This is a genomic window from Pantoea allii, from assembly GCF_002307475.1.
Lineage (GTDB): Bacteria > Pseudomonadota > Gammaproteobacteria > Enterobacterales > Enterobacteriaceae > Pantoea > Pantoea allii.
In genome coordinates, this window is the sequence record NZ_NTMH01000014.1 from 20,924 (window position 1) to 44,746 (window position 23,823).

The following is a 23,823-nucleotide window of genomic DNA, read 5'->3' on the forward strand; positions in this document are numbered from 1 at the left end:
CTTATTTACGTGCGCGTACCACCTGATAGCGACGCGTGAGATACTCAACTGGCGCGCTCCAGACGTGCACAAGACGGGTAAACGGGAAGACCAGAAAAATCGTCATGCCCAGAATCAAGTGAACACGATAAATCCACTCAACGCCGTCAAGCCACTGGGCAGCATTGCCCTGGAATGTCACCACCGCCTGCGCCCAGCCGACCAGTTTCATCATGCCAAGGCCGTCCATGTGCTGCAGCGAAAAGATGATGGAAATCAGCCCCAGGGCAACCTGCACCACAAGGATACCCATAATCACAATGTCGGCGCGCGTCGAGGTCGCCCGGATGCGTGGATTGAGCAGCCGTCTTTTCAGCAGCAGAAAGCCGCCAACCAGCGTCATCAAGCCAAAGACGCCACCGGCCATCATCGCGAGTTTCTGCTTGGTGGCAATCGACAGAAAGGGTTCGTACATCCAGTGCGGCGTCAGCAGGCCGAACAGATGCCCAAATAAGATCCCAATAATGCCGATGTGAAAGACGTTGGACGCAAAGCGCATGCCCTTTTTGTCCAGCATCTGGCTGGATGAGGCGCGCCAGGTATACTGTCCGTAGTCATAGCGCAGCCAACTGCCTACCAGGAAAACCGTTCCGCACAGGTAGGGATAGATATCAAAAAATAACACGTCCAGGTAGTGCATTATTGTGCGCCTCCAGAGGTCAGTTCAAGATACTGCGGACGGCTGTCCTGACTGAAACGGCGTTGATGCTGTTGCCGTTCAGAACGATCGCAGGCTTTATCATCGATGAACTTAATTTGTTCTTCTTCCCATACCGCATCTATCGCTTCGCGCGTGTCATCGCGCGGCTCGGTGGCAACCTGCCGGGCAACGCTCTCACTGTGCAGCGGGCTACGCGCGAGGTTGAGAAGGGCGTCAAACAGCTGGCTAAACTCACTGCCGCGCGCTTTCAGTCGTCCGCCCAGCAGGGCCAGAATTGGCGCGATATCCTTCAGGCCCTGACGCGCCGCTTTCTCATCCTGTTGACTCAGGTACTCCAGATAGAGCGGCAGATGATCGGGCAACTCCCGGCAGTGGAGTTCCAGACCGGCCTGCTCATACTGAGCCAGCAGATCCACCATCGCCTGACCGCGATCGCGCGATTCAGCATGAACATGTTCGAACAGCAGAAGCGATGTTGCCCGCCCGCGTTCAAACAGGGCACACCAGTCGCTCTGCTTATCCAGCGGTGCCGCCGCCAGATAATGCTGGGTAAAGGACGAAAGTGCAGGATAGTGCTGCGCGATCAGTGCACGCACCTCATCCTGGTGCTGCCACAGCGATTCATCCGGGTATTCAAGCAACATGCCAATAAGTTTCAGGATATCCATCATTCCCCTCCCGCTTTATTACCGATATCAATGGCATCAATGCGGCGGCTGTTAAACAAATTGAACTGAGTATCACTGCCGTGGCAACCGTCACCAAAACTGAAGCCGCAGCCGTTGCGTTCCGGAAAGGCATCCCGGGCCAGTTCGCGATGACTGGAGGGGATAACAAAGCGGTCTTCATAGTTGGCAATGGCCAGATAACGGTACATCTCTTCTGCCTGCTGCATACTCAGGCCCACTTCTTCGAGCGCGCGCGTGTCCGTCACGCCGTCAACCGTCTGCGAGCGTTTGTAATGGCGCATTGCGATCATCCGTTTCAGCGCGCGTAATACTGGCGCGGTATCGCCCGCCGTCAGCAGGTTAGCGAGGTATTGCACAGGTATCCGCAGGCTTTCCACATCGGGTAAAACGCTGGCGTCCGCTTCGAGCAGACCGGCATCTGCCACCGACTGAACGGGTGACAACGGCGGCACATACCAGACCATCGGCAAGGTGCGGTATTCCGGGTGAAGCGGCAGGGCCAGCTTCCAGTCCATTGCCATTTTCCAGACCGGCGAAGCCTGGGCGGCGTCGATCACGCTTTGCGGAATGTCCTGACGTAAGGCTTCCTCAATCACGGCGGGATCGTTCGGGTCAAGGAAGATGTCGCACTGGCGCTGGTACAGGTCGTGCTCATTTTCCGTGCTGGCGGCATCGGCAATCTTATCGGCGTCGTAGAGCAGCACGCCCAGATAACGAATGCGGCCCACGCAGGTTTCAGAGCAGACGGTCGGCATGCCTGACTCAATGCGGGGATAGCAGAAAATACACTTCTCTGACTTGCCGCTCTTCCAGTTGAAATAGATCTTTTTGTAGGGACAGCCGCTAATGCATAAACGCCAGCCCCGGCATTTATCCTGATCGATCAACACAATGCCGTCTTCTTCACGCTTATAGATCGCACCGCTGGGGCAGGTGGCTGCACAGCCTGGGTTCAGGCAGTGTTCACACAGGCGCGGCAGATACATCATGAACGTGTTCTCAAACTGGCCATACATCTCTTTCTGCATGGCATCGAAGTTTTTATCGGCACTGCGTTTGCTGAACTCCCCACCCAGCAGCTCTTCCCAGTTAGGGCCGCCGACGATTTTATCCATCCGTTCGCCGCTGATCAGCGAACGTGGACGGGCGGTCGGCTGACTTTTACCTGCTTTAGCGGTATGCAGGTGTTGGTAGTCATAGGTAAAGGGCTCGTAATAATCATCAATGCCCGGCACCACGGGATTGGCGAAAATTTTAGCCAGCACGGCGCTGCGGCTCCCCAGACGTGGCGTCAGTTGGCCGTTGATTTTGCGTATCCAACCGCCTTTCCATTTCTCCTGGTCTTCCCAGGCCTGGGGATAACCTATGCCGGGTTTGGTCTCGACATTGTTAAACCAGGCATATTCCATGCCTTCACGCCCGGTCCAGACGTTTTTACAGGTCACCGAACAGGTGTGGCAGCCAATACATTTATCCAGATTCAGTACCATTCCGACCTGTGAGCGAATCTTCATTTTGCTGCCTCCTGAATCTGATCCCGGCCTTCATCATCCAGCCAGTTAACCTGTTTCATTTTGCGCACCAGGATGAACTCATCCCGGTTGGAACCGACCGTGCCGTAGTAGTTGAAGCCATAGGCCAGCTGGGCATATCCACCGATCATGTGGGTGGGTTTAGGACAGGCGCGGGTCACCGAGTTATGGATACCGCCGCGCATGCCTGTTACTTCAGAACCAGGAATGTTCATTAGTCGCTCCTGGGCGTGATACATCATGGTCATGCCGGCAGGTACGCGCTGGCTGACAACGGCACGGGCCGTTAAGGCACCGTTGGCGTTGAACACTTCAATCCAGTCGTTGTCCTCAATGCCCAGTTCCTGCGCATCGGCTTCGCTCATCCACACAATCGGTCCGCCACGGGACAGCGTCAGCATCAGCAGGTTGTCACTGTAAGTCGAGTGAATGCCCCATTTCTGGTGCGGCGTCAGGAAGTTAAGGGCTTTTTCCGGAAAGCCGTTGGACGGGATATGTTTCAGTCCTTCCAGACTGCGGGTATCAACCGGTGGACGATAAACCACCAGGCTTTCACCGAACGCCCGCATCCAGGGGTGATCCTGATAGAGCTGCTGACGACCGCTCAGGGTGCGCCAGGGAATCAGCTCATGGACGTTGGTATAACCGGCGTTATAAGAGACATGCTCATCTTCAAGCCCGGACCAGGTGGGGCTGGAAATGATCTTGCGCGGTTGCGCCTGGATATCTCGGAAGCGGATTTTTTCCTCTTCTTTGTTGCGGGCCAGATGGGCATGTTCCCGACCAGTGAATTCGCTCAGCGCATTCCAGGCTTTGACGGCGACCTGACCATTGGTTTCCGGGGCCAGCGTTAAAATCATCTCAGCAGCGTCAATGGCGCTGTTGATCTGCGGCTGTCCTTTGGCCGGACCGTCCGCTTTCACGTAATTGAGTTTGCGCAGCAGTTCGACCTCTTTATCGGTATTCCAACTGATGCCTTTCCCCCCATTGCCCAGTTTTTCCAGCAGCGGCCCGACAGAGGTGAAGCGCTCATAGGTGGCCGGGTAATCCCGCTTAACGGTCACGATGTGCGGCGCGGTTTTACCCGGAATCAGGTCGCACTGGCCTTTTTTCCAGTCACAGATATCGCCGGTCTGCGCCAGTTCGGCGGGCGAGTCGTGCTGAACAGGCTGGAGCACCACATCGGTTTCCTCACCCAGGTGGCCCTGACAGAGTGCCGAGAAGGTTTTAGCGAGGCCTTTATAAATATCCCAGTCGCTTTTTGATTCCCAGGCCGGGTCGACTGCCGCAGAAAGCGGATGGATGAAGGGATGCATGTCCGAGGTGTTCATGTCATCTTTTTCATACCAGGTCGCCGTGGGCAGCACAATATCCGAGAACAGGCAGGTGCTGGACATCCTGAAGTCGAGGGTCACCAACAGGTCGAGCTTGCCCTCCAGCGCCTCGGTCTGCCACTCCACGTCCTCTGGCATCAGCGCCGGATCATCCACTGGCTGGCCCTGAATACCGCTATCGGTGCCCAGTAAATAGCGCAGCATGTACTCATGACCTTTGCCGGATGAGCCAAGCAGGTTGGATCGCCAGATAAACATATTGCGTGGATGGTTGGTGCCGCTGTCGGGTTGCTCACTGGCCATACGAACGGTACCGGCTTTCAACGCCTGAGCGGTCCAGGCTTCTGGCGTCATGTTGGCCTGGCGGGCCTGGGCGCTGATCTCCAGTGGGTTGACGTTAAGCTGTGGCGAGGAAGGCAACCAGCCCATGCGTTCTGCCCGAACGTTAAAGTCCAGCAGGTGACCGGTGTAATCGTGTGGATTGGCCAGCGGTGACAGAATGGATTTCACCTGCAATTTCTCAAATCGCCACTGGCTGGCATGATTGTAGAAAAACGAGGTGCTGTTCATATGGCGAGGAGGGCGATTCCAGTCCAGCGCAAACGCCAGCGGGGCCCAGCCTGTCTGAGGACGTAATTTTTCCTGACCGACATAGTGCGCCCATCCGCCGCCGCTCTGACCAACACAACCGCAGAACACCAGCATGTTGATCATCGCCCGATAGCTCATATCCATGTGATACCAGTGATTAATACCGGCACCGAGAATAATCATGGAACGGCCGTGGGTTTTATGGGCAGTCTCGGCGAATTCCCGGGCGATCTTTTCGATCTGGCTGCGTGGCACGCCACAGATCTGTTCCGCCCAGGCTGGCGAATAGGCGCGAATATCGCTGTAATCCTGTGCGCAGTTGCTGTCATCCAGCTGACGATCGATGCCATAGTTCGCCAGGGTCAGGTCATAAACCGATGCAACAGGCACCCGGCTGCCGTCCGCCAGCGTCAGCATTTTGACCGGCAGTTTATGCAGCAGGATGTCGTCCTGTTTAACATGGCGGAACTGTGGGTTTTCCAGTCCACCGAAGTAAGGGAACGCCACGTCCACCACCGCATCGTTCTGATCGATGAGGCTGAGTGCCAGTTGGGTGGCGGAGCCATTCGCTTTTTGCTCCAGGTTCCATTTCCCTTTTTCACCCCAACGGAAACCTATCGAGCCGTTAGGCACCACCAGTTCGCCATCGGCATTGCAGGCCACGGTTTTCCATTGTGGATTGTTTTCTTCACCCAGATTGTCCATCAGGTCAGCGGCACGGAGCTGGCGGCCCGGCGCATAACTGCCGTCTTCACGGGCTTCAAGCACGACCAGCATCGGCATGTCGGTGTACTGACGGGCATAGTTCAGGAAGTAATCACTGGGGTTTTTCAGGTGGAATTCATTGAGGATCACATGACCCATCGCCATGGCCAGGGCGCTGTCGGTGCCCTGTTTCGGGGCCAGCCATTGATCGCTCAGTTTTGCGACCTCGGCGTAGTCCGGTGTGATTGCGACGGTTTTCGTTCCTTTGTAGCGCACTTCGGTAAAGAAGTGCGCATCGGGCGTACGCGTTTGCGGTACGTTTGAACCCCAGGCAATGATGTAGCCCGCGTTATACCAGTCAGCGGATTCCGGCACATCCGTCTGTTCGCCCCAGGTCATGGGCGAGGCCGGGGGCAGGTCACAGTACCAGTCGTAGAAGCTCAGACAGGTACCGCCGATTAACGACAGATAGCGCGTACCCGCCGCATAGGACACCATCGACATCGCCGGGATAGGGGAGAAGCCAGCAACGCGGTCGGGGCCATAGCGTTTAATGGTCCAGATGTTGGCTGCCGCAATCAGCTGATTCATCTCCTGCCAGTTGGCCCGCACGAAGCCGCCATGGCCGCGCTGCGATTTGTACTGACGCGATTTTTCCGCGTCAGACATCAACGCATCCCATGCCGCAACCGGATCGCGGTTCTCACGCAGTGCTTCACGCCACAGCTCAAGCAGGGCTTTTCGCACCAGGGGATATTTCAGGCGGTTGGCGCTGTAGAGATACCATGAATAGCTGGCACCACGCGGACAGCCGCGAGGCTCATGGTTAGGCAGGTCTGGGCGAGTGCGAGGGTAATCCGTCTGCTGGGTTTCCCAGGTGACGAGACCGTTTTTAACATAGATTTTCCAGCTACAGGAGCCGGTACAGTTCACGCCATGGGTTGAACGGACAATTTTGTCGTACTGCCAGCGCTGACGATAACCATCTTCCCAGTCACGGTTGTTGTGATAAACCTGCCCATGGCCATCGGCGAAACTTTCACCTTTTTGTTTGAAATAGCGAAAACGGTCAAGAAGTTTACTCATAACACTTCTCCAGTCGGGTCAACGACCCGTTGAATTCAACTCAATCATGAGCTGATGTGTGAATAATAATCGGGTGAATTAATCGCTGGTTTTCTTACCACGACCATATAAAAGCCAGGCCACGAGCAGGCAGACGATGTAGAAAAGCAAAAACACAATCATGGCGGCGGCGGGCGTACCTGTAATGGCCAGCGAACTGCCAAAGGCTTTGGGGATAAAGAAACCGCCGATGGCGCCCAGTGCCGAGATAAAACCCAGCGCCGCCGCCGTATCGGTCACGGCGGCATGCTGTGCGGCATCCAGACTGTGGCCTTGTGCCAGCATTTTGCTTTGCGTTAGCTGGCGGAAAATCACCGCTATCATTTGATAGGTGGAGCCACTGCCCAGCCCGGCGGTCAGGAACAGCCCCATAAACACCAGGTAGAAACCCAGGAACGAGCCGCTGCCGCTGCCGGGTAAGGTGAGGAACAGCAGGGCGGAAAACATCACCATCAGCATAAAATTAATGATGGTCACTTTTACGCCGCCGAGCTTATCGGAGATCATCCCGCCCCCCGACCGGGCCAGTGCGCCAAGCAGCGGGCCAAAAAAGGCGAAATGCGTGATATCCACCGCTGGAAACTGGGTTTTCGCCAACACGGCAAAGCCCGCGGAAAAGCCAATAAACGAGCCAAAGGTGGCAAGATAAAGCATGCCCATGATCCAGACGTGGGCATTTTTCAACACCGGCAACTGGTCACGAAGTGACGAACGCATTCCGGCAATGTCATTCATGCCAAACCAGGCGGCAATAGCGGTCAGCGCCAGCAGCGGCACCCAAATCCAGGCCGCGTTTGCCAGCCAGATGGCTGATCCTTCGCCGTGGGGAACGCCGTGGGATAAAAACGGAACAAAAATGATAAAAGGGGCAACGAGTTGCATCACGCTGACGCCTAAGTTACCCAAGCCGCCATTGATGCCCAGTGCCGAACCCTGCTGACGTTTAGGGAAGAACAGGCTGATATTGCCCATGCTGGACGCGAAGTTCGCGCCTGCTAATCCGCACAGCAGCGCAATAATGATGAAGACCGCATAGGGCGTTTGCGGGTTTTGCACAGCGAACCCAAGCCAGACACAGGGGACGATCAGGATAGCGGTACTGAACGTGGTCCAGACACGGCCGCCTAAAATGGGCACGATAAAGGAGTAGGGAATGCGGAAAAGGGCACCCGACAGCGCCGGAAGTGCGGTTAATAAAAAGAGCTGTTCAATGGTGAAATGAAAACCCACCTGGTTCAGGTAAACGGAAACGGCGCTGAACAACATCCACACACAAAATGCCAGCAGCAACGCTGAAACCGAAATCCATAAATTTCGACGAGCAATATGCTGCCCGCGCCGTTGCCAGAAATCAGAATCTTCAGGATGCCATTCCCGTAATAGTCTTTCTTTTTTATTCACAATGTACTCCGGGTCAGGATAAACGTTACGTGCAGGCAGGCGTGAAGGCATCTGCCTGCATTGAGGGCAAAGATGATGAAATGTCAATTAACGTAAATTTTGCTGGTTAAATTATGATTAAGTTTCGGTTGTGGATTTTGATAAATATCAAGAACATCCCCAAATACGCCTAAAGGGGTAGAAGGCTGGCTAAAATAAGGATTAACAAAATTGTATTAATAATGGGATATTGAAATTTTAAATAAAATTACTGCTTTTTAATCAGGCCATTATATTGGGTTTGTTTTGACAGGGTGGAATAAGGTGTTAGTGCCGCTAATAAGTTTCTGTCGCGTTGTCGTGCGCCAGTCATCAGCAGGAAATGCCTGAGAATAGCGCTGAGGGCGTGCGTTTTCGTTATCAACCTGACGCTTTCTGTCAACGCATTTGACAGCATTGGTCGCTGCAATAAAGTTTTTTTCTTTCTGGGGAAATATTCGTTTTTTACGCTGTTTTTATTTAACGATGACGGATGCCAGAAATAAATTACGCCATGCGTAAGGCGAAAAAAAAGGTTCATGCCGGGCATGAACCTTTATTCATTAGCGATCAGAGAGAAAGCCTGAGGAACGTTAGCCGATGGTCATCAGACTGGCATTTCCACCTGCCGCCGCGGTATTCACGCTCAGCGATCGTTCAATCAGCAGGCGTTCCAGCAGCAGATTGGTTTCTCCACGGGCAAAGCCCTGCACCGACACAATGGCCCCTTCGCGCGCCGCGACCTGTTCGCACAGGCTACGGAGCTGGTCGGCATCACCATGGTAGATCACGGCGTCAAAATGCCCAGCCAGCGGATCTTTCGCCAACGTGATACGGGCTTTCACCGCCGTCGGCAAGGTGGCGAGCACTTTGCGGTGCAGTTCATCGTCCGGCCACAGTGCCTGGCTACCGACGCTGGTCACCGCCGCCAGTTGAATCAGTGCATCTTGCTCGTTGTCCGCCAGACACAGCACCTGCTCACGCGGCAACAACAGGAAGGTATTGCGCTCACCGGTCGGGCCTGGCAGCAGACGCACGGTTCCCGCCTGGGCCAGCGCGGCATAGTGCTGGCACAGTGAAGACAGCTGAGGTTTATCTGTTGCCCAGTCGGTCAATGCCTGATGCGGAGCCAGCAGGAGTTGACGCTGCGCATTATCGGCCGGACGCTCAGCATCCTGACGGGCGAGGGTAATGCTCAGTGCGTCATCGGGACGGTTCGCCAGCAGGCGATACAGATAAAGCGGACCACCCGCTTTCGGGCCGGTACCGGATAAACCTTCCCCGCCGAACGGTTGTACCCCGACGACCGCACCGACCATATTGCGGTTGACGTACAGGTTGCCGACTTTAGCCCCCGCCGTTACCTGCAGGATGGTTTCGTCAATGCGGGTGTGCACGCCTAACGTCAGACCGTAACCCGACGCATTAATCTGTTCAATCAGTTGCGGCAGGCTGCTGCGGGTGAAACGCACCACGTGCAGCACAGGGCCAAACACTTCCTGGGTCAGATCACTGACCTTATCCAGTTCAATCAGCGTGGGTTTAACAAAGGTGCCCGTTGCCCACTCTTTGCTGTCCTGCGGATTATCCTGCGCCGTTTGGTACACCTTAAAGCCTTTATTGCGCATCGCCTGAATATGGCGATCAATATTGGCTTTCGCTTCTTCATCGATCACCGGGCCGATGTCGGTAGACAGGCGTTCCGGGTTGCCCATACGACATTCCGCCATCGCGCCACGCAGCATTTTCAGCGTATGGTCTGCCACGTCTTCCTGCACACACAGCAGACGCAGGGCAGAGCAGCGTTGACCTGCACTGTCAAAGGCCGAGGCGACGATATCGATAACCACCTGTTCGGTCAGGGCGGAAGAGTCGACAATCATGGCATTCATGCCGCCGGTTTCGGCAATCAGCGGGGTAGGACGGCCTTGCGGGTCCAGCCTGCCGGCAAGGTTTCGCTGCAGCAGCGTGGCGACAGCCGTGGAGCCGGTAAACATCACACCGCGAATGCGTTCATCTCCGGTCAGTTGCGCACCCACGGTTTCACCCAGGCCCGGCAGCAGTTGCAGTACGCCAGCCGGAACACCGGCACTCAGTAAAATCTCCACGGCCTGGGCGGCGATCAGCGGTGTTTGCTCGGCAGGTTTCGCCAGTACGCTGTTCCCCGCAGCCAGTGCGGCCGCGATCTGACCGGTAAAAATGGCCAGCGGGAAGTTCCACGGGCTGATACAGACTACCGGGCCCAGCGGGCGGTGCGTTTCGTTGTCAAAATCATGGCGCACGATGCCAGCATAGTAATAGAGGAAATCGACGGCCTCACGCACTTCAGCAATGGCATTGCTGTAGGTTTTACCGGCTTCACGCACCAGAATGCCCAGCAATTGCTGCAGTTGGCCTTCCATCAGCTGTGCGGCACGTTCAAGGATCGCCGCACGCTCCTGCGGTGGCGTAGCAAACCAGATAGGGCCGGCATTCACCGCCGCCTCAATGGCCTGCGAAACCTCCTGTTCTGAGGCGTTGCGGACCGTACCTACCACGTCCGACGGTGCGGCCGGGTTGACGACATTCTGGCTTTCCCCGCTGCTCAGCGGTGCGTCGATAAGCGGTTGTGCGGCGTAAGGCTCACTGGCACCGCTCAACAGGGCGCTGGACAGCGAAGCCAGGCGATGTTCATTGGCCATATCGAGACCCGCAGAGTTCACCCGATCGCTGCCGTATAAGTCACGTGGAAGTGGAATTTTTGGATGCGGCAGGCCCAGCGTGCCTTCACTGATGCCCATTTTTTCGACCTGGGCCACCGGATCGGCCACCAGCTCGTCAATCGGCATCGTCGTATCAGCGATACGGTTAACAAACGAGGTATTCGCGCCGTTTTCCAGTAAGCGACGCACCAGATAAGCCAGCAAGGTTTCATGCGTGCCGACCGGCGCATAAATACGGCAGGGACGATTGAGTTTACCTTCTGCCACTTTGCCCACGACCTGATCATAAAGCGGTTCGCCCATACCATGCAGACACTGGAACTCGTACTGTCCTGGGTAGTAGTTATTTCCCGCTAACTGATAGATGGCCGCCAGCGTGTGCGCATTGTGCGTGGCAAATTGCGGGTAGATCAGGTTCGGCACCGCCAGCAGTTTACGGGCGCAGGCCAGATACGAAATATCGGTGTACACCTTGCGGGTATAAACCGGATAGCCTTCCAGCCCTTCCATCTGGGCGCGTTTGATTTCGCTGTCCCAGTAGGCCCCTTTTACCAGACGGATCATCAAGCGGCGGCGGCTGCGCTGGGCAAGGTCCGTCAGTTCATCAATGACAAACGGACAACGCTTCATATAAGCCTGAATGACAAAACCAATGCCGTTCCAGCCTTCCAGCTCAGGTTCAAAACAGAGCCTTTCCAGCATATCAAGAGAAAGCTCTAAGCGGTCGGCCTCTTCAGCATCAATGTTGATACCGATATCGTAAGAGCGGGCCAGCAGGGTCAGAGACTTAAGAATCGGATACAGCTCGTCCATCACCCGGTCGTACTGGGCGCGGCTGTAGCGCGGATGCAGCGCAGACAGCTTGATCGAAATGCCCGGGCCTTCATAGATTCCACGGCCGTTCGAGGCCTTGCCAATGGCGTGAATCGCCTGCTGATAGGAAACCAGATAGGCTTTGGCATCGCTGGCGGTCAGGGCGGCTTCACCCAGCATGTCGTAGGAATAGCGGAAGCCTTTCTCTTCAAGTTTGCGGGCATTCGCCAGGGCTTCGGCAATGGTTTCACCGGTCACGAACTGCTCGCCCATCAGGCGCATCGCCATATCCACGCCTTTACGGATCAACGGCTCGCCGCTCTTACCGATAATCCGGTTGAGCGAGCGCGACAGGTTGGCTTCATTGTGGGTTGAGACCAAACGCCCCGTAAAGAGTAATCCCCACGTGGCGGCATTCACAAACAGTGACGGGCTGCGGCCAAGGTGCGACTGCCAGTTGCCGTTGCTGATTTTGTCACGGATAAGCGCATCGCGGGTCGGTTTGTCGGGAATACGTAACAAGGCTTCGGCCAGGCACATTAACGCTACGCCTTCCTGAGAAGAGAGGGAGAACTCCTGCAGCAGGCTCTGCACCATGCCGGCGCGGCCGGTTGCCCCTTTTTGGTGCCTCAGTTTGTCGGCCAACGCGTACGCCAGCTGATGGGTTTTTTCTGCCAGCGCGGCCGGAAGACGGGCTTGCTCAAGCAACATGGGAACGGCATCGGTCTCTGGACGACGCCACGCGGCGGTCACCGCCGAGCGGGCAACCGACTGAGGCAGAATGTTTTCTGCGAATTCAAGGAAGGGCTGAACCATCTCTTCCGGGGCAAGCTCATCGGCGGCCGCATCGCTCAGCTGCAATGGAATCTCTTCCACCGTCTCACCCGCTTCTAACTGGGTCAGATAATTAAAGATCGCCTGTTTAATCAGCCAGTGCGGCGTGCGATCAATTTTCTGTGCCGCCAGTTTAATGCGGCTGCGGGTGGCTTCATCCAGCTTCACCCCCATGGTGGTTGTTCCCATGATTTTCTCTTCCTTAGAACGGTTTTGACCAGAGCATGGGCTGCACTATTACCCATGTTGCAACTTTGTGCAACCGTGTTAAATGTGACCTCAGTTGCACACTTTGAAACCCCTTTCATTATTAACATTTAAAAGCGGCACAAATCTTGCTGCAAGAAACTCGCCAATGTTGCAACCCCATTCAAGATGAAGGCTGAAAGGGATGCAAAGGTGCAACTTAATTGTGAGCGGGCGCAACCTGTGAACATTTAAAAAGGCCTGGGAGGTGAAACCAATGTGACGGATGTGTTAAATGCATTGTGTGCGCCGTGCCTTTACGGCAGGATACCGCGCCTTAAGGGAAATCGCTTTCTCTTGATGCGGTACTACCCTGACGCCGTCACGTTCCGATGGTTCAGGAAAAAGATTTCTCTTAAGAGATCGGATAATAACGGAGAAACAAATGACAGTAAGTACGCCAATGTTGGTGACCTTTTTAATTTATATCCTCGGGATGGTGCTCATCGGTTTTATCGCCTGGCGCTCAACCAAAAACTTCGACGACTATATATTGGGTGGCCGCAGTCTGGGCAGTGTCGTAACCGCGCTGTCAGCCGGTGCCTCTGATATGAGTGGATGGTTGTTGATGGGATTGCCCGGTGCCATTTTTCTTTCCGGTATCTCTGAAAGCTGGATCGCCATTGGCCTGATTATCGGGGCATGGTTTAACTGGAAAATCGTGGCGGGGCGGTTACGTGTCCAGACAGAGCACCATGATAACGCCCTGACGCTGCCAGACTTCTTTACCAGCCGCTTTGAAGATCGCAGCAAAATTTTGCGGGTGATTTCTGCGGTGGTGATCCTGGTGTTTTTCACCATCTACTGCGCGTCAGGTGTGGTTGCGGGCGCTCGCCTGTTTGAAAGTACCTTCGGGATGGATTACGCCACGGCTTTGTGGGCCGGTGCGGCCGCCACGATTCTGTATACCCTGGTGGGCGGATTCCTGGCCGTGAGTTGGACGGATACGGTCCAGGCCAGCCTGATGATTTTCGCGCTGATTCTGACGCCTGTTTTCGTGGTGATTGCCGTAGGTGGCTGGAGCGATTCCGTGGCGGTTATTCAGGCCAAAGGCGCTGAAAACCTGGATATGTTTAAAGGGCTGAATGTGGTTGCCGTGCTGTCGTTATTGGGCTGGGGCCTGGGCTATTTTGGTCAGCCCCATATTCTGGCGCGTTTTATGGCGGCGGACTCACATCGATCTATTCGCACCGCGCGCCGTATCGGTATGACCTGGATGATTCTCTGTCTGGCAGGTGCGGTAGCCGTCGGTTTCTTCGGTATCGCCTATTTCCAGAACAACCCTTCTCAGGCCGCAGGCGTTTCGCAGAATGGCGAACGTGTGTTTATTGAGCTGGCGCGCATCCTGTTTAATCCCTGGATTGCGGGCATCTTACTTTCTGCGATTCTGGCGGCGGTCATGTCCACGCTCAGCTGTCAGCTGCTGGTCTGTTCCAGTGCGCTGACGGAAGATCTCTATAAAGGCTTTTTACGCAAAAATGCGAGTCAGAAAGAGCTGGTATGGGTCGGCCGTCTGATGGTGCTGTTGGTGGCATTAATTGCTATCGCACTGGCGTCTAACCCGGAGAACCGTGTTTTAGGCCTGGTCAGCTATGCATGGGCCGGATTTGGCGCGGCATTCGGGCCGGTGGTCCTGTTTGGTGTGTGCTGGAAACGCATGAACCGCAACGGTGCGCTGGCGGGCATGATTGTGGGGGCGGTAACGGTGCTGGTGTGGAAACAGTATGGCTGGCTGGGACTGTATGAAATCATTCCGGGCTTTATCTTTGCGAGTATCGCCATCGTGATCTTTAGCCTGGCGAGTCGTGAACCCTCAGCGCAGGCCGTCGAACGCTTTGAGGCTGCCGAGGCTGAATTCCTGACCAAATAAATCGCGTTATGCGTTGAAAAAGCCTGCCTTATTGAGGGCGGGCTTTTTTTTGCCTGCCATTTGGCACAGACAGTTACGAAATTATTTCACCAAGGAACTTGTTTTTTTCTGAGTGTTAATGATAATCGGTATCGTTCGTTTTTACGTAAATTTACGTCTTATTGACGCTGCTTAACATTTAAGAGGTTGGCGATGTTTGTTCCTTTTCTCATCATGCTGCGTGAAGGTCTGGAGGCGGCACTTATCGTCAGCCTCATCGCCAGCTACCTGAAACGGACGCAGCGCACACAATGGTTTCCGGCCATGTGGGCGGGCGTGTTTATTGCCGCCGCGCTTTGCCTGGCGTTGGGCATCTTTATTAACCAGACCACGGGCGAGTTTCCCCAGAAACAGCAAGAGCTGTTTGAAGGTATTGTGGCGGTGGTTGCGGTCGTCATCCTGACCTCTATGGTGTTCTGGATGCGCCGGGTAGCGCGCAATATCAAACGGGAACTGGAGCAGGCGGTTGATCAGGCCTTACAGAAATCCGCCGGGGGCGGTCTGGCGCTGGTCCTGATGGTCTTCCTGGCCGTGGCGCGAGAAGGGCTGGAATCGGTGTTCTTTTTGCTGGCCGCCTTCACGCAGGATGTGGGTTACGCACCGCCGCTGGGTGCTCTGCTTGGGTTAGCCACTGCCGTGTTGCTGGGCATGGCGATCTACTGGGGCGGCGTGCGCCTCAACATGGCGCACTTTTTCCGTTGGACCAGTATTTTCATTCTGTTCGTTGCTGCAGGGCTGGCGGCAGGCGCTATCCGCGCCTTTCATGAGGCTGGTCTGTGGAACCATTTTCAGCAGGTGGCGTTCGATATGAGTAATACCTTATCGACGCACTCGCTGTTTGGCACGCTGCTGGAGGGCATTCTGGGCTATCAGGAAGCCCCCAGCATCAGTGAGGTGGCCGTCTGGCTGCTTTATTTGATTCCCGCGTTATTACTGTTTGTTATGCCTGCACGCGCTGAAACCTCAGCCGCTGCGCGCTAACGCGTTTACCTGGCGCGTTCGCCGCGCCTCTGACTTTATAGGGAAAAATATGATGATGCGTTTTCGCCGTAATGCGGTGCTGGCTTCGCTGCTGGCGGTTTCCGGTTCTACGCTGGCCGCCGCGATTCCACAGGTTAGCGTGAGTGTCACTGACAAGCAGTGCGAGCCTATGTCGCTGACGGTTCAGGCGGGTAAGACTCAGTTTTTAATCAAAAATAACAGTCAAAAAGCGCTGGAATGGGAAATCCTCAAAGGTGTGATGGTGGTTGAGGAGCGCGAAAATATTGCACCGGGTTTCAGTCAAAAACTGACCGCCAATCTCGAAGCTGGTGAATATGAAATGACCTGTGGCCTGCTGACCAATCCGAAAGGTAAGTTGATTGTGCAGGGCAGCGGCGGCAAAAGTGCGCAGAAAGGGAAGACCGAACTGATGCAACTGGCCGGCCCGATCAACGCTTATAAAGCCTATGTGACTGATGAAGTGAATCAGCTGGTGACGGGCACCCAGGCCTTTACTGACGCGGTGAAAGCCGGGGATGTAGAAAAAGCCAAAGCGCTGTTTGCGCCGACGCGCCAGCACTATGAACGTATAGAACCCATCGCTGAGCTGTTCTCCGATCTGGATGGTCGCATCGACGCCCGTGAAGATGATTATGAGAAAAAAGCGCAAGATCCGAAATTCACCGGTTTCCACCGTCTGGAAAAAGCCCTGTTTGCTGATAACAGCACCAAAGATATGGCGGGCTATGCCGAACAGTTGAACAACGACGTGCACGATCTGCAAAAACGCGTCAGCGAGCTGGCCTTCCCACCGGCAAAAGTGGTCGGTGGCGCGGCGGGGCTTATCGAAGAAGTGGCCTCCAGTAAAATCTCTGGAGAGGAAGATCGGTACAGCCGCACCGACTTGTGGGATTTCCGGGCTAACGTTGATGGCGCGCAAAAAATTGTTGAGCTGTTGCGTCCTGTTCTGAAGCAGGCGAATCCCCAGCTTCTGGCAAAAGTAGATGCAAATTTCGCTAAAGTTGACGCGATCCTGGATAAATACCGTAGCGGTCAGGGGTATGAATCTTACGAAAAACTGACGCCTGCCGACCGCACCGCGTTGAAGGGCCCGATCACCGCCCTGGCTGAAGATCTTTCCCTGCTGCGTGGCACCTTAGGCCTGGATTAATCATGGATAAGGATCAGGAGTTGACCCAGCCATCGCGTCGCCGTCTCTTGAAAGGCCTGGGGATGCTCGGTGGCGCGGCGGCCGTCAGTGCCGGATGCCCGTTTCATGCCGGGGCCGCCGAGAATCCCGACAGCTTTTCGCCGGGCACAGTGACGCCGAACGCGCGCCAGCAGACGCAGCCGTTTTATGGCGTGCACCAGGCTGGCATTACGACGCCGCAGCAGGCGTCGATGATGCTGGTGGCGTTCGATGTGCTGACCAGCGACAAGCAGGAACTGCAGCGTTTGTTCCGGTTGCTGACGCAGCGCATCGCCTTTCTGACCCGGGGCGGCATGGCACCCGCAGTGACCAACCCGCAGTTGCCGCCGCTCGACTCAGGCATTCTCGGGGCAGAGATTGCCCCGGATAATCTGACCATGACCGTTTCGGTCGGCCACTCGCTGTTTGATGCGCGGTTTGGCCTGTCGGCGCTGAAACCGGTGAAACTGCAGGCAATGACGCGTTTTCCTAATGACGCGTTGGATGCAAATCAGTGCCACGGCGATCTGCTGCTGCAAATCTGTGCGAACACGCAGGACACGGTGATTCATGCGCTGCGTGATGTGGTCAAACACACGCCCGATCTGTTAGGCATTCGCTGGCGTCGGGAGGGGTTTATTTCCGATCACGCCGCACGCAGCGCGGGCAAAGAAACGCCGATCAATCTGCTGGGCTTCAAAGACGGCACGGCTAACCCGGACACGCATAACACGGCGTTGATGGATAAGCTGCTGTGGGTAACGGAAGAACAGGCTGAACCCGAGTGGGCGCGTCACGGTAGTTATCAGGCCGTAAGGTTGATCCGCTTTCATGTTGAAATGTGGGATCGCACGCCGTTAGGTGAGCAACAAACGATTTTCGGCCGAGAGAAACTGAGTGGTGCACCGCTAGGCATGCAGAACGAGCACGACGTGCCGGATTATCGCAAGGACCCTGATGGCGACATTATTGCGCTGGATGCGCATATTCGTCTGGCGAACCCGCGCACCGCAGCAACCGAAAGCAGTTTGATGCTGCGCCGTGGATACAGTTATTCAGCGGGTATTTCAGCGTCGGGCCAGTTGGAAATGGGATTGCTGTTTGTTTGTTATCAGCATGATTTAGAATTAGGCTTTCTTACCGTACAAAATCGTCTGAATGGTGAGGCGCTGGAAGAGTATATACGTCCGTTTGGCGGGGGGTACTTTTTTGTATTACCCGGCGTTATCAGTGAAAAACATTATTTAGGCCAGTCCTTACTCGAGAGTTGATTAAATTTTAGTCACGGCATGTTGTGTGTGACAGCACAGGATGCCGTCTCCTCGCGTGGCCGTTTTTCTCTCCTGCCTGTTTTTTTAGCGCTCCGTTTTTAACGTTTGTTCACCTGACGAAAAATAAACTAACACGCTGTAATACAAGCGTAATTTAATTTAAGTAAGGTCAGTGTTAACGGTCGGTTGAATATTTATTTTTCATTAAAGTGAAAATACTGTTGCAAAATACCAATAAGATGGTTCACTTTACTATGAAAGCGTAATCGGGCGTGTTGATGTCTCACACTGGAGTTCGCGCATGGATAGATGTTTTTACAGCCGTACAGCAGTAAACAATATCGCACTTTCCCGTGAGGACGTTTCTTCCTCAATCGCTTTTACACCTCAACGTGTTTTCTCTCTTCAACCTCATTCCTTTTTTACCGGTAAACGGCAAGGCTGTTTTGCTGCCGGATATCAATCGTCATGGCCTGTCACGGCTCTAAAGGAAGCCAACTGAAACCTCTAAAGCGTTCACGTAATCGCATCGGGCTTGTTGCCTGAGCGGGAAATGAAACCAACTGTAAGGTGCCACTATGGGAAGACAGAAAGCAGTGATCAAAGCGCGTCGAGAAGCAAGACGAGTGCTTCGTAATGACTCCCGCAGTCATCGTCAGCGTGAAGAAGAATCGGTCACTTCGCTGGTGCAAATGGGTGGGTTGGACTCGATTGGCATGGCGCGCGATGTGCGTGACCGGGCACCGATTGAAGCCCGAAATGAAGCTCAGGCGCACTATCTTAACGCCATAGAATCAAAACAGCTTATCTTCGCCACCGGTGAAGCGGGCTGCGGCAAAACCTGGATTAGTGCTGCGAAAGCGGCAGAGGCCCTGATTCATAAGGATATCGACAGGATTATCGTTACGCGCCCGGTGCTGCAGGCGGATGAAGATCTGGGATTCCTTCCCGGGGATATCTCAGAAAAGTTCGCCCCTTATTTCCGCCCGGTTTACGACATTCTGGTTAAACGTCTTGGCGCATCCTTTATGCAATATTGTCTGCGGCCCGAAATCGGCAAAGTCGAAATCGCTCCCTTTGCTTATATGCGTGGTCGTACTTTTGAAAATGCGGTTGTGATTCTGGATGAAGCGCAGAACGTGACAGCTGCGCAGATGAAAATGTTTCTGACCCGCCTTGGCGAAAATGTCACGGTGATTGTTAACGGCGATATAACCCAGTGCGATTTGCCCGCTGGGGTGCCTTCTGGTCTCGCAGACGCGCTGGCGCGTTTCGAAGAGGACGAGATGGTGGGCATTGTCCGTTTCGGCAAAGGGGATTGCGTGCGTTCCGCGCTGTGTCAGCGCACTTTGCATGCTTACAGCTAGCGTTCGATTGAGCCATGTAGCGACCAAAACCCGGCTTCGGCCGGGTTTTTTATATTCGCCCGGCGCGTTATTCGCCGCCACCAATCTGCCAGATAAAGGTCGGATCACGTTGGTTTACCTCCCAGTCACCCACGTTGCGGCTCTTGTAGATCACCGGATTATGCGAACCAATAGTACGGGCATTGCGCCAGTGCCGATCCAGGGCTTTACTGACGCGCGTATCTGATGCGCCAAGGGCGTTAAACAGCTCGCTTGCTGCGCGCGTAATCCAGTCAACGGCCACCACCTGAGCCTTAGCCGCCTCCACTTCGGCCTGCACGTTGGCCGCATGAATCTGTTTTTCGTCCCGTCCCTGAATGTGCGCATCAAAAGCCAGCTGTAGCGCATGCGTTGCCTGCTGCACGGCGGCATCAGTTGCCCACACCCAACTGCTTATCTGCCCCACGACCTGTAAAACCTGCACATCCTGGCTAACCTGTCGGGCATTACCGTGGCTGTAGATTCGCTTTCTGCTTGCCACGCCCTGTGACACATCGCGAACAATGGCCCGCCCAATACCAGCCAGCGTCGCCAGTAAAACATGCTGATAGAAGGCGGTTTGATAGCGAAAGCGCTCACTGAAATCATAGACGTGCGCAGGCTCAACCCAGGCCTCGCGAAAGCGCGTCGTACCGCTACCCGTCAGGCGTTGGCCAAATCCGTCCCAGTCATCGTCCCGCGCCACCGCATCCTGATGTGTACTGACTACCGCAATCACATCACGCTGATTGTCAGTGCGCTTAGCGTAAACATCGATCCAGTCGGCATACAACGAGCCGGTGCTGTAAAACTTCTCACCATTGAGCTGCCAGCCTTTGTCGGTAGGAGACACGCGGGTGTTGACGTCTCCCAACTTGACGCTGCCTGTTTCACTCCAGCCGCTGCCAACGATATCGCCGTCGATAAAACGACGAAACCAGCGTTGGCGATCGTCACTGTCGGGTTGATTAAGGCGATCCTCGACAAAGGCCATATGGGCACGCAGCGCCTGCGGCAGGTTCGAATCGGCCTCGGCCAGTTCGGTCAGTAAGCGGAACAACTGAGGCAGGGACGCGCCAAAACCGCCGTGTGCCTGAGGAATACGCAGCGTGCCAAAGCCCGCCGCCTTCAGCCAGCGCAAAGGCTCATGCAGCAGCGTACGGTCACGTTCACGCTCGACAGCGCCTTCGGCGATACGGGCGAAAAGGGGGCGAAAACGTGCGGCCAGTAAGGTGTAATCAGGTTCAGACATGGTGTTCTCCGTGTGTTGACGGGTCATCAATATCGTGGCGAGTCGGCTCAAAACGGACCACTAACAAGAAAATGATGGGAATAATGGCGGCCAGTGAAACAATCCAGAACATGTTGGTGCCATAAGCCGCCTGCAGGATGGGCAGGATGAACAGCGCCAGGGCGCTTCCGATGCCCGAGATGGAACGACTAAAACCGACGCCAGTGGCACGAATATGTGTGGGATAGGAAAGTGCGGGATAGATCATTAACTGCGCGCCCGGTCCAAAGCCCTCAGCAAACAACCACAGTCCCAGCATCAAAATGGCAAACACCACGCCGGTTGTCGCATCGGGATGGCCAATCAAAGCCAGTGAGGTGAGGGCAATAAACTGCAGGGCAAATCCGGCAATGGCGACATGGCGTGACGGAAATTTCCAGGCCAAACGCATGCCAAGCAGGCCGCCGGTAAAGGCAAACAGCGCGTTGAGTCCCAGCGAGGCGGAAATGGTTTCGAAGATGCCCGCCCCCAGAAACTGCGCCAGAATGGAGGGCAGAAAAAAGGCAATCGCGGTGTATTCAAACGAAATACAGGCGTTCATCACCGCTGCCACCACGGTGCGCTCCCGGTAAGGTTTCTGGAATAACACGCGAAAACTGACCGCCGGTGCGGCCGGTTTTGTTGCCGCAGGAATACTGGTGTCTTCATGCGCGCGGATGCCGTACGAATCGCGCAGGATACGCACTGCACCGCTTAAATCACCCTGGTTCGCCGCCCACAGTGGGGATTCGTTCATAAACTTACTGCGTACGGCAATGATAAGCAGAGCAGGCACGGCACCAAACAACAGCGAGGCACGCCATAACCAGTCAAGGTGCTGCGCCGGTAACAGAAAATAAAGGGCGAAGATAATCAGAAAGCACACCGAGGAGGCGGCGTACCACATCGGGCACCAGGCTGCCAGGCGGGACGCTTTATTGCCTTTGCCGGAGAATTTCGAGAATTCAGCCAGATAAGCCATCGCCACAGGCAAATCAATGCCCACACCAATGCCCATCAGAAAGCGCGCGCCAATCAGTACCCAGACGTTAGGTGCCAGACCGGCTGCAATGGCGGACACCACAAAGAAAAGCATGTCAGCCATAAACACGGAATAGCGACCATATTTATCGGTCAGCCATCCACCGATCAGATTGCCCAAAATCGTGCCAATCATAATGGATGACGTGACTAATCCGGTTAACGTGGGCGTTAAGCTAAACGCTTTCACCACATCATCAATGCCGTAAGACAGGGTCGTCAGATCGTAGGCATCCAGAAATACACCGCCCAGCGCCAGAAACACTATCCAGCGTGCATAGCTGGTTTTCTCACTTTGGGTATTAATCAGTTTCGCGACATCACTGACGGAGCGAATAGGCGTGGAGTGAGGCGAGGCGGGGATCGCCGCCGCCTCATCAATATTCAGTGTGCTCATGTTGTCCTCGTTATTGTCTGTACAGGTAATGCCTTTATATGAAGGAATTGAGCCGTAAACAAACAACAAAAAGTCATAACTATTATTTTAAATTCAATAAGTTATTTAATTTATTTTTGGCATGAGAAACACCGGAAGCGTTATCGCGCATCCGGTGAAAAGAGAGCCTCAGAGGGAATAATTCAGGCCTGACCAGGGGCTGACAGGCCAGATGGACAGACCTCAGGCGGTGGGACAAACCTCATCATGATGCCTCCGCCGGGACAATCAGACCCGATTCCGACGTGGTGCGTCGATAGCCAGCGCCCGGGTGCGGATGCTCAAGGCGCGCGCCCTGGCCAAAGAGCTTCTCTCTCAGCGTACCAGGTTGATAATCCTGTTTATAAACGCCCCGTTTTTGCAGTTCCGGCACCAGCAAATCGACGACATCTGCAAAGGTTTCATGCGTAACGGCATAGGCCAGATTAAAGCCATCAACATCGGTTTCCTCTACCCAGCTTTGTAATTCATCGGCAACGGTTTCAGTGCTGCCGACCAGCAGAGGCCCAAAGCCGCCGATGCCGACCCATTCGGCCATATTTTGTACGGTCCATTCCCGTTGCGGATCGGCAGTGGAAAAGCTCTCCACAACGGACTGAATCGCATCGGTATGCAGATGCTTAAACACCTGATCGGGTTGGTACTGACTGAAATCGATGCCGGTCCAGCCGGAGATCAGCGCCAGTGCCCCTTCATGGCTGACATAGCGTTTGTAATCCTGCCATTTAGCCCGGGCGATGTTGTCGGTTTCCCCCACAATCACCGTTTGCATATTGAAAATCAAAATACTGCGTGGATCGCGACCGGCTTCCTCTGCACGACGTCGAATATCGGCCACCGTTTTCTTTAACAGCACTTTAGACGGCGCGGCGACAAACACACATTCGGCGTGCTGCGCGGCGAAGGCTTTACCGCGGCTGGATGCACCCGCCTGATAAAGCACTGGCGTGCGCTGCGGCGAAGGTTCACACAGATGAATGCCAGGCACCTGGAAAAAGGTTCCCTGGTGATTGATGGGATGCACCTTACTGGGATCGCTGAAAATATGGCGCTGGCGATCGCGTATGACGGCATCATCCTCCCAACTGCCTTCCAGCAGTTTGTAAACCACCTGCAGATATTCGTCGGCGTAGTCATAGCGGGCATCGTGGCTGGTTTGCGTGGCCTGACCCAGATTGCGGGCGCCGCTTTCCAGGTAGGAGGTGACGATATTCCAGCCGACCCGACCTTTGGTCAGATGGTCCAGCGTCGACATGCGCCGGGCAAACGGATAGGGGTGCTCAAAAGAGAGCGATGCGGTCAGGCCAAAACCGAGGTGTTTTGTGACCATCGCCATTGGCGTAATCAGGGCCAGAGGATCATTCACCGGCACCTGGGCCGCACTGCGAATGGCCGCATCATTATTGCCGTTGAACACATCATAAATACCCAGTACGTCGGCGATAAACAGGCCATCGAATTTACCGCGTTCCAGCAGCGCCGCTAAGTCCGTCCAGTACTCCAGATCTTTGTATTGCCATGAGCGGTCGCGGGGATGCGCCCACAGGCCAGGGGACTGATGACCAACACAGTTCATATCAAACGCATTTAAGCGAATTTCACGTTGTTTAGGCATAGCAAACTCCTGAGCGGATGCGGCACTGTCAGGCCG

Annotated in this window: 15 protein-coding genes; 5 read left to right on the forward strand and 10 right to left on the reverse strand. The window is 54.9% G+C overall.

The genetic code is table 11. The annotated features are described in order from the left end of the window. Position 1: 1 nt before the first annotated feature. The 7 genes from narI to putA all read right to left on the reverse strand — a co-directional run bounded on the left by narI (position 2) and on the right by putA (position 12,633). Entirely contained in the window at positions 2-679 is a 678-nt protein-coding gene (narI, locus tag CMR03_RS05330; RefSeq protein WP_096011003.1) for a respiratory nitrate reductase subunit gamma, read from the reverse strand. After that, positions 679-1,368, reverse strand: a complete 690-nt coding sequence (narJ, locus tag CMR03_RS05335; RefSeq protein ID WP_096011004.1) for a nitrate reductase molybdenum cofactor assembly chaperone — start codon at positions 1,366-1,368, stop codon at positions 679-681. The genes narI and narJ overlap by 1 nt, the downstream gene beginning before the upstream one ends. After that, positions 1,368-2,903 (reverse strand): nitrate reductase subunit beta, encoded by a 1,536-nt coding sequence (gene narH, locus CMR03_RS05340; protein WP_096011005.1) that lies wholly within the window; start codon positions 2,901-2,903, stop codon positions 1,368-1,370. Before narH ends, narJ begins: the two co-directional genes overlap by 1 nt. Continuing rightward, entirely contained in the window at positions 2,900-6,637 is a 3,738-nt protein-coding gene (locus CMR03_RS05345) for a nitrate reductase subunit alpha (RefSeq protein WP_096011006.1), read from the reverse strand. The genes narH and CMR03_RS05345 overlap by 4 nt, the downstream gene beginning before the upstream one ends. Positions 6,638-6,715: 78 nt before the next feature. Further along, a complete protein-coding gene (locus tag CMR03_RS05350) occupies positions 6,716-8,077 on the reverse strand; it encodes a NarK family nitrate/nitrite MFS transporter (protein WP_244181341.1) in 1,362 nt (453 codons plus the stop codon). Positions 8,078-8,324: 247 nt separating this feature from the next. Continuing rightward, a complete protein-coding gene (locus CMR03_RS05355) occupies positions 8,325-8,645 on the reverse strand; it encodes a hypothetical protein (RefSeq protein WP_096011007.1) in 321 nt (106 codons plus the stop codon). A 43-nt stretch (positions 8,646-8,688) separates the two neighbouring features. Further along, the gene (gene putA / locus CMR03_RS05360) at positions 8,689-12,633 is read right to left on the reverse strand and encodes a trifunctional transcriptional regulator/proline dehydrogenase/L-glutamate gamma-semialdehyde dehydrogenase (protein ID WP_096011008.1); all 3,945 of its coding nucleotides are present in this window, start codon (positions 12,631-12,633) and stop codon (positions 8,689-8,691) included. Between the two features lie 442 nt (positions 12,634-13,075). On the opposite strand from putA, the gene putP reads away from it, so the two are divergent. From putP to phoH, 5 genes are all read left to right on the forward strand, one after another. Next, positions 13,076-14,560 (forward strand): sodium/proline symporter PutP, encoded by a 1,485-nt coding sequence (gene putP, locus CMR03_RS05365; protein ID WP_063879942.1) that lies wholly within the window; start codon positions 13,076-13,078, stop codon positions 14,558-14,560. A 192-nt stretch (positions 14,561-14,752) separates the two neighbouring features. Beyond that, entirely contained in the window at positions 14,753-15,580 is an 828-nt protein-coding gene (efeU, locus tag CMR03_RS05370; RefSeq protein WP_096011009.1) for an iron uptake transporter permease EfeU, read from the forward strand. Positions 15,581-15,629: 49 nt separating this feature from the next. Then, on the forward strand, positions 15,630-16,751 hold the full coding sequence (efeO, locus tag CMR03_RS05375; protein ID WP_096011020.1) for an iron uptake system protein EfeO: 1,122 nt from the start codon (positions 15,630-15,632) through the stop codon (positions 16,749-16,751). Between the two features lie 2 nt (positions 16,752-16,753). Next, positions 16,754-18,040 (forward strand): iron uptake transporter deferrochelatase/peroxidase subunit, encoded by a 1,287-nt coding sequence (gene efeB / locus CMR03_RS05380; protein WP_096011010.1) that lies wholly within the window; start codon positions 16,754-16,756, stop codon positions 18,038-18,040. A 578-nt stretch (positions 18,041-18,618) separates the two neighbouring features. Continuing rightward, positions 18,619-19,407, forward strand: a complete 789-nt coding sequence (gene phoH / locus CMR03_RS05385) for a phosphate starvation-inducible protein PhoH (RefSeq protein ID WP_096011011.1) — start codon at positions 18,619-18,621, stop codon at positions 19,405-19,407. A 67-nt stretch (positions 19,408-19,474) separates the two neighbouring features. Here the strand turns inward: phoH and CMR03_RS05390 are convergent, their stop codons facing one another. From CMR03_RS05390 to CMR03_RS05400, 3 genes are all read right to left on the reverse strand, one after another. Further along, positions 19,475-20,677, reverse strand: coding sequence for an acyl-CoA dehydrogenase family protein (locus CMR03_RS05390; protein ID WP_096011012.1), 1,203 nt, complete (start codon positions 20,675-20,677; stop codon positions 19,475-19,477). Further along, a complete protein-coding gene (locus tag CMR03_RS05395; protein ID WP_096011013.1) occupies positions 20,670-22,133 on the reverse strand; it encodes an MFS transporter in 1,464 nt (487 codons plus the stop codon). The genes CMR03_RS05390 and CMR03_RS05395 overlap by 8 nt, the downstream gene beginning before the upstream one ends. Before the next feature lie 244 nt (positions 22,134-22,377). Beyond that, on the reverse strand, positions 22,378-23,787 hold the full coding sequence (locus tag CMR03_RS05400) for an LLM class flavin-dependent oxidoreductase (protein ID WP_096011014.1): 1,410 nt from the start codon (positions 23,785-23,787) through the stop codon (positions 22,378-22,380). Positions 23,788-23,823 lie beyond the last annotated feature (36 nt).